This is a genomic window from Streptomyces decoyicus (assembly GCF_019880305.1).
Taxonomy (GTDB): Bacteria; Actinomycetota; Actinomycetes; order Streptomycetales; family Streptomycetaceae; genus Streptomyces; species Streptomyces decoyicus.
This window is the reverse complement of the sequence record NZ_CP082301.1, coordinates 3,656,801-3,668,884: the sequence shown is the minus strand read 5'-3', so window position 1 is coordinate 3,668,884 and position 12,084 is coordinate 3,656,801. Positions and strand designations below refer to the sequence as shown.

Here is a 12,084-nt window from a genome sequence, read left to right as displayed (position 1 = left end):
CGCGGCGGGAACTGCCTTGGTGAGCAGCATGGCAACCGATGCCTGGCAGCACGCCCGCGATTCAGCGGTGGCTCTGTGGCGCCGAGTGCATCCGGACCGGGTGCCTGCCATCGAGGCCGAGCTCGCCGACGTCCGGTCGGAGGTGATCGCGGCCCGGGACGACGGCGACGTGCAGGCGGAGGAGGAACTCGCCGCCGACTGGCAGCGCCGACTGCGCAGGCTCCTCCGGGACGATCCCTCTCTCGCGAATGAACTGCGCCGCGTCCTGGACGAGGAGTTGAGTCCGCTGCTGGCCCCTGCCGAGCAGTCCCGCATCGACCAGGTGCAGATGACCGCGACGGCCTCCGGCCATGCTCGCGTCTATCAAGCGGGTGGCAACCAGACCATCCGGGAAGCGTGAGGGAAACCGCGCGAGGGCATTTGCCGCGCCCTGGAGGCGCGCTCACGGGACGAGGCAGTGAACCAGCGTGGCCGGCAGAGGAGTTCAAAAGAATGTCGGAGCAGCATCCTCGCGGGAATATCGGGGCTCCCGAAGCCGTGGCCCACGGTCACGGGAGGGTATTCCAAGCAGACGGAGATCAGCACATCACTGAGCATCACCACCACTACGGCGGTGATGCGACGGGCCAGCCCTTCCCGCAGCAGCCTCCGGGAGCCAGGGAAGCGGGACCGGACTCGATTCGGGTGCCCCTGGCGGCACCGAAGCCGGTCGTCGTACGGGATCGGGACGAGGCCAAGGCGAAACTTGTGTCCGCCGTGACGACTCGGGACGGTGCACGAATCCATGTGCTGCACGGAATGGGCGGATGCGGCAAGACCACTCTGGCGCGATTCGTTTTCGACGAGACGGTCAGCGGTCGTGCCGTTGAGGGATTCTGGGTGAGTGCCGCCAGCCGTTCCGCACTGCGTGCGGGCATGCTGTCCGTCGCCGCCGAGCGAGGTGCCACCACTGCGGAACTCGACGCGGTCCATCGAGGGCATCGGCCGGCCGCGGACCTGGTCTGGGGGTACCTGGATCGGCCGGGCACGCCGTGGATACTCGTGATGGACAACGCCGATGACCCCACCTTCCTTGACGGCGGATGGCTCAGGTCCAGCCGGCACGGGACCGTCCTGGTGACAACACGGCAGGCGCAGTCGCCGGTTTGGACGGACGCCGAACTCCACCACATCGGTCTCCTGCCGCCGCAGGATGCGGCCCTGGTGCTGAGTGACCTTGCGCCCGCCACAGGGAGCGACAAGGACGCACTGGAGCTGGCGCAGGCAGTGGGCCGCCTCCCGCTGGCTCTCACGCTCGTCGGGTCGCAGCTTTCCGATCAGCTGCTGGAGGCGGTGACGATGGCCGACTTCCGTCGTCGGCTCGCGCATCAACCGAGTGTGCAGATCGATAACGGGAGCGTCCCCTGGGACTCCGATATGCGGCGGACCCTCGGTAGCACCTGGCAGCTCTCACTCGATGCGCTGGCGGAGCGCGGGCTGCCGGATGCCGGCACGCTCATGCGTGTGTTCAGCTGCTTCGCCCCTGACCCACTGCCCATCAGCCTGATCCGGCCGGGCGAGTTGGAGGCCGCCGGGCTGGGAAGGCTCCAACCGCCGCTTTCCAGCAGCCGAGTTGCTGTATGCCTGCGAGGGCTCATCGGCCAGGCCTTGGTCCTGGTCGAGGACTACCCCGGCCAGGGTGGTGAACCGCCCACTCGTATCGTGCAGCTCCACGCGCTGGTGCTCGACACGGTCTTCGGGGGCATCCCCGCGCGTATGCGTGCACCCCTGTTGGTTGCGGCTGCCTCTCTCTTCCTCCGGGCTCGCCCGGAGGAAGTCCCCACACCTGCTGGAGATCGCATGCGAAACATGATGGCCCCGCACGCTGTCCAATTACTTCGGAACGCGGAAGCGGAAGGCGGCGAACAGGCCATTGCCGCCGCTTTGACGTCGGCCCGACAGCTCCGCGACGACTTGATGACCCGAGGTGAGGAGCTAAGTGCTCATCCGCTGGCGCAACGTGTGGTCGAAGTGGCCCAGCGGGATGCGCCGGCAGACGACCCGGCTCTCCTCGAGGACCGGCATCAGCTCGCCCGGACTCTTGTCTGGGCCGATGAACACGATGCTGCGATCTCCTTGCACCGTGAGGTGCTGACACGGCGCGAGCGCACTTTGGGCGCCGATTCCCCGGACACCCTGCGCAGCGCGCATGAGCTGTTTTTCGGCCTCTACTACCTGGGGGATTGGCCGGCTGCCGAGCGGACGATCCGCCGAGCCGCGGAAGGGCGCGAGCGGGTATTGGGCAAGGGGCACCCCGACACCTTGCACAGCCGCGGCCTTCTGGCGGAGGTGTTGTGCCGCATGGGAGATGAGGAGGAGAACGTCCGGATCTCCGAAGAGATCTGTGAGGTCAGCGAAAGGGTGCTGGGAACGGAGCATCCCATCACCATCAGCAGCACCCTCACCAGGGCATTTGTGCTCGACGAAGTGGGCAGGCCGGCGGATGCCGAGGGCCCGGCCCGCCGCGCTCTGGAGGCCTGCAGGCGGGTGCACGGTGAGCAGCACTGGCTCGCGATGGCCAGCGCAAACCGGCTCGCCATGGTCCTTCGGGGCCTTGGCCAGTGCGAGGAAGCCCAGAGGCTGGCAGAGGAAGTCCTCGGCGTTCGGCAAGCGATGCTCGGAGATGAGCACCACCACACGCTGCTCATCCGTATCGAACTCGTGCGTATCGCGCATGCCGCCGGGCGTGCGGAAGAGGCGGTCGCACTGGGGAGGGCGACGCTCGAAGCCTGCCGGCGTGTGCTCGGCGAGGATCACCAGGAGACGATCGACTGTCTCGCCGCGTTGCGGGCGGCTGAGGGCGCCGCACGGTAGCTGCACCCCTAGCCAGTAATCTGACGGAGCATCAGGATAGTGCTCCGTCAGATCTGCCTGCCCTGGGAGTTTTGCGATGGACGAGGTCACGCACGTGGACGCGTATGCCCAGTTGGCCGGCGTGGGCCCGTACGGCGTCAGTCCGGGTCATGCGCTGATCACGATGGTGGAGCCGCATGCCGGCCACGAGCGTGCCTATAACAGGTGGTACGAGGACGATCACTTCATCGCCGGAGCCATGGCCATGCCATGGATGTATGCGGGTCGTCGATGGGTGGCGACGCGTGACCTCCAACTCCTCAGGTACCCGACGGAGTCCGCAGTCGCCCGGCCGGTGACCAGTGGGTGTTATATATCGACATACTGGGTGACAGAGGGGCGCTATCCCGAGCACATCAAGTGGAGCGTGGGAATCAATCAGCGACTCAATGAGGACAACCGCGTCTATCGCGATCGGACGCATGTCTTCACGGCCTTCCATGAGCATGTGGCCACGGTCTACCGAGATGGCGCCGACGGCCCCCGTGATTTCCATGCCTTGCATTACCCCTACGACGGTTTGGTCGTGGAGGTTATCGATACCGCTGATGCCGGCCAGCGCTCCGAACTTCTCGAGTGGCTGTGCGCGGAGCACCTCAAGGAAAGGCTGACAGGATCTCCAGCGGCCATGGTGATGGCCTTTTGTCCCCACCCGCTGCCGGCGGACAGAATGTCGTACGTCAAGCAGGCGGAGGGGGTGGAGAGCCGTGTGACGCTCCTATGGTTCCTGGAGCAGGATCCGCGAGTGTGCTGGAGGGAGCGTTTCGCGGGGCTCGATTCGCTCGTGGCGGATCGTGGTCTCGGCTCCGTGGAATTGGTTGCGCCCTTCATTCCCACATTGCCGGGAACCGACCGTTATGTCGATGAGCTCCGTTGAGCGGCGGCTCTGTTCCGGCAGAAGCGAAGGGGCGCCCGGCGCTCAGCGGCTGCATGGTGGGCGAGGCTGAGCCCCCTCGGCCAGGACGGCGGACCAGTCGAGAGGGCTCGTAAACGTGACGCGGGGCAGCGGTGGTGTCAGGCGCTACCAAGACGTCCGCGGTCGATATCCGAAAGCAAAGCCGTCCAGGCCTGCTCCGAAAAGGAGAGGACCGGCCCACGAGGCGCCTTGCTGTCGCGGACGGCTACCGCCGACTCGTCCAGGCGGGCGATCTCGACGCAATTTCCGTCCTTACCCGAGTATGTCGACTTCTGCCACATCAGAGTCGTGTTGAGCTTCCTCGTCATTGTCACTCCCGTGTGTTCGGGTTGGCGAGAAGTGGTGACTTCTCGGAGTGCTGACGACGCTACGCTCCAACATCGCTAACGGGAGGACGTGCTCACTCGACCGGATGACATATACCGGAGTGCTCTTCCGTCGGGTGCGGTGGTGGTGTACTTTCCGCCTCCGCGGTCTCAGGTGGCGTACTCCTTGGCCACGTCTGAGATGAATTTTCTGGTCTCGTCCGCATTCAGCGCCTGAGCCCGCAGATGCTCGTACATGATCCCGTACTTGTGGACGTCTCCATGCTTCTCCAAGTAGAGGTCGCTGGTGACGCCTTCCAAATAGACCGTGGTCGAGTCGGACGGGTCGTCGAACTCCAAGATGGAGAACGTCCCGGTCATACCAGGGTGTGACCCCACCGAGTACGGGACCACCTGGAGGGTGACATGGGGGAGCTGGCTCAACTCGACGAGGTGCTCGAGCTGTTCGCGCATCGTCTGGCGGTCCCCGACGATCCGACGGGTGGCCGACTCGTCGATCACGGCCCAGAAGCGGAGCGGGGTCTCGGAGGCGTGCAGCCGCTGCTGTCGCTTGAGGCGCACGCCGACCCGGCTCTCCACGTCCTCCGGAGTGGCCTCGGGCCACATCCCGCGGATCACGGCCTCCGCGTACTCGGGCGTCTGAAGGAGGCCCGGAACCAGCAGTGACTCGTAATTCCGCACGGAGAGCGCATCGGCCTCCAGGCCGATATAGACGCTGTAGCTCGGCGAGAGGCTCCCGAATGCGTGCCACCAGCCTTGCTGACGGGACTCCTTGGCCATTTGCATGAGGGATTCGACCATGTGCTGATCGGCAACCTCATAGACCCCGCACAGATCGCGGACATCGCGCTGGCTGATGCTGCGACGTCCGTTCTCCAGTCTGCTGATCTTCGACTGCGAGACGAGCAGCCGGTCCGCCACCTCTTCTGCCGTCATGCCTTTGGCCTCTCGAAGCCTGCGCAGCTCCTGGCCCAATCGGCGTCGTCTGACGGTGGGGTTGACGTTGGACGCCACGCTAAGTGCACCTCCGGCTCCGTACTGCTGTTTTCTGCTCAGCAGACTGCCACCAACGGTCCGCGCCGCGCTGGCAAATGGCCGGACAAGGTGGTCACGATGGAAATTTGGGACCGGAATTGCGAAAGCGCGACCGCGCATGTGCGCGGGGTGGCGGGCCGATCGTCGTCCAGAACGGTCGGCCCGCCACCCCGCGCTTCTTGCTGCGGCTCCCGAACGGGATCGTGGGACGGTGGTGCGGGTGCTGTACCGGTGGTGCGGGAGGCGCCGTACGGCGCCTTACGGCGTCAGCGGGCGCCCACCCGGGCCATCCGGCCGTGGCCGTGCCGTGACTGGCCCGGCGCACCGGCCGGCTCAGCCGTGGCCCGGACCGCCGGTTGCCCTACGGCTCCCGCGCCGGCCGGCTGCGGCCGCCGAGGCTGGGCCACGGCGCCGTTCTGCACATCCATGACGGCATGTGCGACCAGCCCGCCCATCGGGTCGTGTCGGATCAGATCCCGGAGACGGGAGCGCGATGAACGCCCTTCGTTCCCTGGATACAGATGCTTGCCGAGGCCGACCGCATGGGCCAGCGCGGCAAGCGCCGCGGTCCGCGGGTCCGGGGGTACGCCGGTGCGGATCGCGTTGTCCAGCCGGGCCCTGATTTCCCGGCTGATAGCCGTCTCCGTCGCTTGGTAGCGCGTCGTCGGCAGTACCCCGCACATCTGTCCCGCCACGGCATGCACCATGCCGCACCGTTCGAGGTGCGTGAGGTAGGTCTGGCGCAGCCCCAGCCGGGGCCCGCCGATCCAGTGGACCGCGCGCACCGGACTGCCGCGTCGGCGCAGCAGTTCGAGCGCGGAGTCCAGAGTCGGATCTCCTGTCGGCCGTGCCATCACCACGGCGATACGATCCCCATCTGGGGCTATCCGTCCTGCCAGAGCCAGCTCTACTAGCTGGGCCCCGGCCAGGCCGAGGTCGAGCGACTGCGGCTGCGCTGTGGTACCCGTCGTCGGGTCCAAAGCGAGCAGCAGAAGCTCCTCCGGAATTGTTCTGCGGCTCCTGCCCATCCATGCCTCCCCGCGTGGATGAATGACAGGGTGACCCCTCTCACATTCATCTGTCGAGAGTGCGTGGGGGGTTCGATAGGGAACCGGTAGGTATGTCGTTCTCGTCTTGCACGTCGGCGACATCTTTCTGTGGGGTGCGGCGCCTTCCGGTACGCGTGGCGGCGAGGTGGTGCCACGCGGACACAGGACACTTGGAAACACTGGGCCAGGCAGGCAGTGCGACGTATGAAGGAGACATCGGTGGCGGGCGAGTCCCCCGACAAGTCGGACAAGAAGCAGTCGTCGGGGAAGACGGCGCGGAACAAACGTGATCCGCGCCTGTCGGCCTTCCGCGGGGAGCCGGCCGAGCCGGCAAAGGAACCGGGGGCCGGCACGGACTCGAAGCCTGAGAAAGAGCCGGAGGCCGCGGCGGCGCCGAAGCCTGCGGCAAAGCCGGAATCCGGGGCGAAGCCGGGGTCTGGAGTGACGTCGGAGCCTGCGTCCGGGGCGGAGTCCGGGGACTCGTCCGAGGTGGCTGGGGAGGCCGGGGCTTCCGAGGCTTCCGAGGCGCCTCAGGGTGGCGCTGAGGGCCCTGGTGGCGCCGAGGGCGGAGACGACCGCCTCCGGGCTGCTGTGGCCGCCTGGGTCGCCGGTGGCGACGAGGAGGGCGCCGGGGCGGGCGACGGCGAAGGTGAAGGCCAGGTCGCGGCCGGTGCCGGTGACGGTGAGACCTCCGTGGCGTCCGGCGCGCGCGATGAGGACGCGGACGGCGCCGATGACGTGGACGGGGATGCTGACGGTGCCGTCGCAAAGCCGGAAGCAAAGCCGGAAGCAAAGCCGGACGCGAAGCTGGACGCCAAGCCGGAGGCGAAGGGTGGGGCGGGGGCTGATGCAGCTGAGGTAAAGGCCTCGGACGTCGCTTCGTCGGACGTCGCTTCCTCGGATGCCAAGGCTGGGAAGAAGGCGGATGGGAAGGCTGCCGCGGAGGCTGCTGTGAAGGGGGAGGCTGCCCCGGAGGCCAACGACAAGGCCAACGACAAGGCCAAGGACAAGGCCAACGACAAGGGTGACGGCGAGGTCGACGGTGGTGGTGGCGCCGCGTCCGCCGGGTCCGCGCCTGAGGCCGAGTCGAAGGGTGGGGCGGAGGCTCAGTCCGGGGGCAAGGCCGGGTCCGAGTCGCCGGCCGCGCCCAAGGTCGTCGATCAGCCGACCGCCGTGTTCAAGACCGTCGGGCCGCAGAAGAGCAAGTCCGACGAGCGGGTCGGTGCTGCTGCTGAGGGCAAGGCCGGCGGCGAGGGCGACGAGGGTGAGGCCGACGGGTCGGCGGTGGATGACGCGACCCGGGTGTTTGCTGTCGCGAAGCTGAAGGGCAAGGGTGCGGCGGCCGATGCCGTCGACCAGGCGACCACCACACTCAAGATCAACCCGCCCGCCAAGGCGACGGATGCGGTCAAGGCCAAGGACGCGGGCAAGGCCGAGGACGTAGCCAGGGGCAAGGCCGCGAGCCAGACCAAGGCCGAGAGCCACGGCAAGGCGGACAGCAAGTCCGAGGGCAAGGGCAAGGCCGACTCCAAGGACGCCGCGAAGGCCGATCCCAAGGGCGCGGCGAAGGCTGGTGCCAAGGGCGACGCCAAGGCGACGGCCGCTCCCGAGCGGGACTCCGAGCGGACCAGTCAGTTCGTGGCGCTGAAGTCGGCGGACGACGGTACGGCCGGGAAGTCGCTGGGCAAGACGGCGCCCAGGACGCCCGCCCGTACGGCCGACAAGGCCGTGGAGAAGCCCACGGACAAGCCCGAGGGCAAGACGGCCGACAGGACGGCCGACAAGGCAGCGGGCAAGCCGGAGGGCAAGGCCACCGGCGTGCTGCCCACTGCCGAGCCCGCGAAGCCCGTCGAGCCCGCCAAGCCGGCGAATTCCGCCGTGCCGGCGGCCGCGCCGGCCAAGCCCGACGGCCGCCCGGGTGCGATGCCGCCCGCCGCGGGAGCCACGGCCGCCGACGGACCCGCCGCGCTGCCCGAGTCGGAGCGGACCAAGCAGCAGCCGCTGCCGCCGCTCGACCTCCTGGCGAAGCTCACCAACACCCCGCCGCCGCCCGAGACCCCGCTGCGTACGGTCGCCCGCCGGTTCAAGATCTGGACCCCGCTGGCGGTGCTGCTGGCGATCATCTTCGTGGTCGCCCAGGCGGTGCGCCCGCTGCCCAACCCGACGCTCACCCTCGGCGACGCCGCATCCTCGTTCACCTTCGAGGGCGGCAAGCTCGCCATCCCGTGGCCCGCGCACGGGCAGGCGGCGGTCAAGGTGGTGGGCTCCGGGGACCTGGGGACGTTCGGCCCGCAGAAGCCGGTGCCCACCGCGAGCGTGGCCAAGATCATGACGGCCTATGTCATCCTCCGGGACCACCCGCTCAAGAAGGACGAGAAGGGCCCGAAGATCGAGGTCGACGCCAAGGCGGTGGCCGAGGGCGGCTCCACGAGTGAGTCCCGGATCGAGGGGCTCAAGGCGGGGCAGAAGTTCAGCGAGCAGGACATGCTCAAGATGCTGATGATCCCGTCCGGCAACAACATCGCCCGGCTGCTGGCCCGTTGGGACACCAAGTCCGACAACGAGGCAGCGTTCGTCAAGAAGATGAACGCCGCCGCCAAGGACCTGGGCATGAAGAACTCCACCTACACCGACCCCAGCGGCCTGGACCCCAAGACCGTCAGCACCGCCGTCGACCAGCTCAAGCTGGCCGAGGCCATCATGAAGTTCGACGCCTTCCGGCCGATCGTCGCCATGACCAACGCCGACATCCCGGGCCTGCCGGGGCGGATCAACAGCAACATCGACAACTTGCTGCTGGCCGGGCTGAGCATCAAGGGCATCAAGACCGGCTCCAGCACGGCGGCCGGCGGCACGCTGTCCTGGGCGGCCTACAAGACCGTGGACGGCAAGGACCAGCTGGTACTGGGCACGATGATGGACCAGCACTTCAAGGGCCTGGACCCCAACGGCTCCAACAGCCTCACCCTGGTCAAGAACAACAGCCAGAAGGTCATCGAGGCCGTGCGCAACGCGCTGACCTCGACCACGGCGGTGAAGAAGGGCCAGGTCGTCGGCTATGTCGACGACGGCCTGAACGGGCGCACGCCGGTCGTCGCCACCAAGGACCTGAAGGCAGTCGGAGTCCCGGGCCAGAAGCTGGAGTTGAGCGTCGGTGACGGGGGCAAGACCGTCCCGCACACCGCGAAGGCCGGTACCGAGGTCGGTGTGCTGACCGTCGGCAACGGCGAGAGGAGCCAGAAGGTCCCGGTCGCTCTGCAGAAGGACCTCGGCGAGCCGTCCTTCGGAGCGAAGCTGGTCCGCATCACCTGAGCGGGCCGGGGGCCGCGGGCGTTCGGCCCGCGCCCCCCGGATCGCCGCACGCGGCCCCTGGTTCACCGTCACCGCCCGGTTCCGGGGGCCTGATCCCCTCATGTCCCGCGGCCACCGCGTGCGTTCTTTCCCCGGTGGCCGGCCGTGGCCGCCCTGCTCGCCCGTCTGGTCGTCGAGCGGCCGCCCGCTCTATCGTGAGCCTGCCTTTCTGACTGTCTGTCCGTCCGTCCCGTGCGTGACCGGAGCCCGTCATCGACGTAGCGCAAGCGCAGAAGACGTATGCGTCCGCCAGGGCCGCCCGCGGTGCCTGGGCGGCGCAGGGCGCGGTGGTGCTGATGCCCTCCGGGCTGATGCTGTTCCTGGGCGCGTGGGGGGTCCGCAGGCAGGACGCCATCTGGCGGGACGAGGCGGTCACCTACGACATGGCGCACCGCAGCCTGGCCGACCTGTGGCCCACGCTGGAGCACGTCGATGTCGTCCACGGTCTCTACTACGCGCTGATGCACCTCTGGTTCCGGATCTACGACGTCACCCTCGGCGGCGTCTTCGGCGAGGTGGTCGGCCTGCGGCTGCCGTCCGTGGCCGCGATGACCGCCGCCGCCGCGGGCGTCGCCCTGCTGGGGGAGCGCCTGGTCGGCCGGCGCGCGGGGCTGCTCGCGGGCTGCACCTTCGCGCTGATCCCGGTCGTGCAGCAGTACGCGCAGGAAGGCCGCTCGTACGCGATGGTCTGCGCGCTGGTCGTCTGGGCCAGCCTTCTGCTGGTGCTGGCCGCCGCCCGCCCGCGCCGAAAGCTGTGGCTCGGCTATACGACGCTGATGCTGTTCGCCTGTCTGCTGCACGAGTTCGCGTCACTCGCACTGCCCGCACACGGCGCCGCGGTGATCCTCGCGCGCCTGCCCCGCCGGGTACTGCGCTCCTGGCTGCTCGCCGCGGTCACCGTTCTCGCCGGTCTGGCCCCGCTCGCGGTGTTCAGCACCCGGCAGTCGGCGCAGATCAGCTGGCTCATGTGGCCGGACCCCGTTCAGCTGCTGACCTTCGCCGTGCTCGCGGTCCTCGGCATCGCCTGCACCCGCGTCCGGATCCGCTCCCGCGGCCCGATCGGACTGCGCGCCCTCGGCCTCCCCCTGCTGCTCCTGCCCACCCTGCTCCTGCTGCTCCTCTCCCATGTCGAACCCGCCTACGTGGACCGCTATGTCCTCTACTACGTCGTCGGGTTCGCGCTGCTCGCGGGCGCCGCACTGGCGCGGCTGCTGCGGCCGCCCGGTGAGCTGGGCCAGACCCGTGGCCGGCGGCTGCGGTGGACGATGACGGTGGTGCTGATCGTGGCGGTGCTGCTGCCCGTCAACGTCCATCTGCGCAGCCCGGACAGCCGGGTCGACGATGTCACCGCGATTGCGCACGCCATACGGGAGGTGGCCGAGCCGGGCGACGGGCTGCTGTTCATGCCGTCCCGGAGGCGGGTCTGGCGGGCGACCCTGCCACGCGACTTCCGCGGGCTGCACGATCTCGCCCTGGCCGAGAGCCCGTTGGCCTCGCACACCCTCTACGGCACCGAGCGGTCCGGCGAGGCGATCCGATCCCGGATGCTGTCCGCCCGCCGGATCGTCGTCGCGGGCGACCCGGACGGCCAGCCGGCCGACGACAACGACCAGGAAATCGCCAAACGGACCACTCTGCACGAGGCGTTCGGGATCTGCCGCAGCACACAGGTCCGAGGCGCCCGCATCACGGTGTACGGGCGGCCGGGGGCTTGTGGTGGGGGCGGGTAGTAGCTTCCTGGGGGCCCCGGGTGCCCCCGGGTGCCCTTGACGGCCGATACCGATACGAGGCCGACGCCGACGCCGATACCGATACTGACGCCGACGCCGACCACCGCAGAGTCACGTACGGCGCGGCTGTCCGTAGCGCCACGTCCGGTGCGGCGCCCGCGGCGCCACATCCGGCGCGGCCGTCGGATCCGTGGCGTAACAGTGCGCGAAGTGCGGCATGTCGGCCTCCGCAACGGACCGGGGTCGGAGTGCCCGGCTGCCGTCATTCCCCTTGTGGTGGGTGGAAGCTGCGTACGAGCTCGATGTGCCCGACGATGTGCCGGTTGAACTCCGCCAACTCCTCCGCCGGAACCCAGAGTTCGAGGATCGTCTCGCCGCCCGCCTGACGCACCGGATAGCGCTCGGCGAAGTCCGCCTCGATCTCGAAGCGGGTGACATGGCCGACTCCGGAGGCCGGCACGTTCCAGTCGCGGGCGATCCGTATCGCGTAGTCCTCGTTGAGTACGGGATAGAAGATCGGCTGGTCGGGCAGGCGCGGCGGCCAGGCGCGCCAGCCGGAGGCCTCGACCAGGGCGAGCTCCTCGGGGCCGGTGGGGCGCCAGAGGGTGCGGGTGGCGGGCGCGGCCTCGTCCGGGCGCGGCGTGTCGATCATGCTCGTACGGTACGGGGGAGGGGCGGGCGGGGGAACCGAGATTTCGGGGCGGGGGGGGAGGGTGCGGGGCGAGATCGGGGTTCGGGGAATCGGGGCCCGGGGGAGGGACGGGCGGTGGTGCGGGTGGTGGTGC

At 68.8% G+C, this 12,084-nt stretch carries 9 protein-coding genes; 5 read left to right on the top strand and 4 right to left on the bottom strand.

What is annotated here, in order from left to right; translation table 11 throughout:
- The first annotated feature begins 28 nt into the window (after positions 1 to 28).
- From K7C20_RS15960 to K7C20_RS15950, 3 genes are all read left to right on the top strand, one after another.
- Entirely contained in the window at positions 29 to 400 is a 372-nt protein-coding gene (locus tag K7C20_RS15960; protein WP_107083326.1) for a hypothetical protein, read from the top strand.
- A gap of 92 nt (positions 401 to 492) precedes the next feature.
- Positions 493 to 2,853: a tetratricopeptide repeat protein gene (locus K7C20_RS15955; protein ID WP_063753927.1), complete on the top strand. Its 2,361-nt coding sequence runs from the start codon at positions 493 to 495 to the stop codon at positions 2,851 to 2,853.
- A 76-nt stretch (positions 2,854 to 2,929) separates the two neighbouring features.
- The gene (locus K7C20_RS15950; protein WP_030080628.1) at positions 2,930 to 3,769 is read left to right on the top strand and encodes a hypothetical protein; all 840 of its coding nucleotides are present in this window, start codon (positions 2,930 to 2,932) and stop codon (positions 3,767 to 3,769) included.
- Between the two features lie 137 nt (positions 3,770 to 3,906).
- Here the strand turns inward: K7C20_RS15950 and K7C20_RS15945 are convergent, their stop codons facing one another.
- From K7C20_RS15945 to K7C20_RS15935, 3 genes are all read right to left on the bottom strand, one after another.
- Entirely contained in the window at positions 3,907 to 4,116 is a 210-nt protein-coding gene (locus tag K7C20_RS15945; protein ID WP_030080630.1) for a DUF397 domain-containing protein, read from the bottom strand.
- A gap of 168 nt (positions 4,117 to 4,284) precedes the next feature.
- Entirely contained in the window at positions 4,285 to 5,148 is an 864-nt protein-coding gene (locus K7C20_RS15940) for a helix-turn-helix domain-containing protein (protein WP_078952867.1), read from the bottom strand.
- A gap of 287 nt (positions 5,149 to 5,435) precedes the next feature.
- Positions 5,436 to 6,197 (bottom strand): GOLPH3/VPS74 family protein, encoded by a 762-nt coding sequence (locus tag K7C20_RS15935; protein WP_053208596.1) that lies wholly within the window; start codon positions 6,195 to 6,197, stop codon positions 5,436 to 5,438.
- Positions 6,198 to 6,422: 225 nt separating this feature from the next.
- Here K7C20_RS15935 and K7C20_RS15930 point away from each other — a divergent pair, with 225 nt between their 5' ends.
- Together K7C20_RS15930 and K7C20_RS15925 are read left to right on the top strand one after the other, a co-directional pair.
- Complete coding sequence (locus K7C20_RS15930) at positions 6,423 to 9,530, top strand: D-alanyl-D-alanine carboxypeptidase (RefSeq protein ID WP_457852757.1); 3,108 nt, start codon at positions 6,423 to 6,425, stop codon at positions 9,528 to 9,530.
- A gap of 335 nt (positions 9,531 to 9,865) precedes the next feature.
- Positions 9,866 to 11,299 (top strand): glycosyltransferase family 39 protein, encoded by a 1,434-nt coding sequence (locus tag K7C20_RS15925; protein WP_245170960.1) that lies wholly within the window; start codon positions 9,866 to 9,868, stop codon positions 11,297 to 11,299.
- A gap of 262 nt (positions 11,300 to 11,561) precedes the next feature.
- Here K7C20_RS15925 and K7C20_RS15920 read toward each other — a convergent pair whose 3' ends face one another.
- Positions 11,562 to 11,951: a hypothetical protein gene (locus K7C20_RS15920; RefSeq protein WP_030080641.1), complete on the bottom strand. Its 390-nt coding sequence runs from the start codon at positions 11,949 to 11,951 to the stop codon at positions 11,562 to 11,564.
- Positions 11,952 to 12,084 lie beyond the last annotated feature (133 nt).

Excerpts from the sequence above, each read along its gene's own strand:
- K7C20_RS15960 (WP_107083326.1), top strand. The coding sequence starts at position 29 with ATGGCAACCGATGCCTGGCAGCACGCCCGCGATTCAGCGGTGGCTCTG.
- K7C20_RS15955 (WP_063753927.1), top strand. The coding sequence starts at position 493 with ATGTCGGAGCAGCATCCTCGCGGGAATATCGGGGCTCCCGAAGCCGTG.
- K7C20_RS15950 (WP_030080628.1), top strand. The coding sequence starts at position 2,930 with ATGGACGAGGTCACGCACGTGGACGCGTATGCCCAGTTGGCCGGCGTG.
- K7C20_RS15945 (WP_030080630.1), bottom strand. The coding sequence starts at position 4,116 with ATGACGAGGAAGCTCAACACGACTCTGATGTGGCAGAAGTCGACATAC.
- K7C20_RS15935 (WP_053208596.1), bottom strand. The coding sequence starts at position 6,197 with ATGGGCAGGAGCCGCAGAACAATTCCGGAGGAGCTTCTGCTGCTCGCT.
- K7C20_RS15930 (WP_457852757.1), top strand. The coding sequence starts at position 6,423 with ATGAAGGAGACATCGGTGGCGGGCGAGTCCCCCGACAAGTCGGACAAG.
- K7C20_RS15925 (WP_245170960.1), top strand. The coding sequence starts at position 9,866 with ATGCCCTCCGGGCTGATGCTGTTCCTGGGCGCGTGGGGGGTCCGCAGG.
- K7C20_RS15920 (WP_030080641.1), bottom strand. The coding sequence starts at position 11,951 with ATGATCGACACGCCGCGCCCGGACGAGGCCGCGCCCGCCACCCGCACC.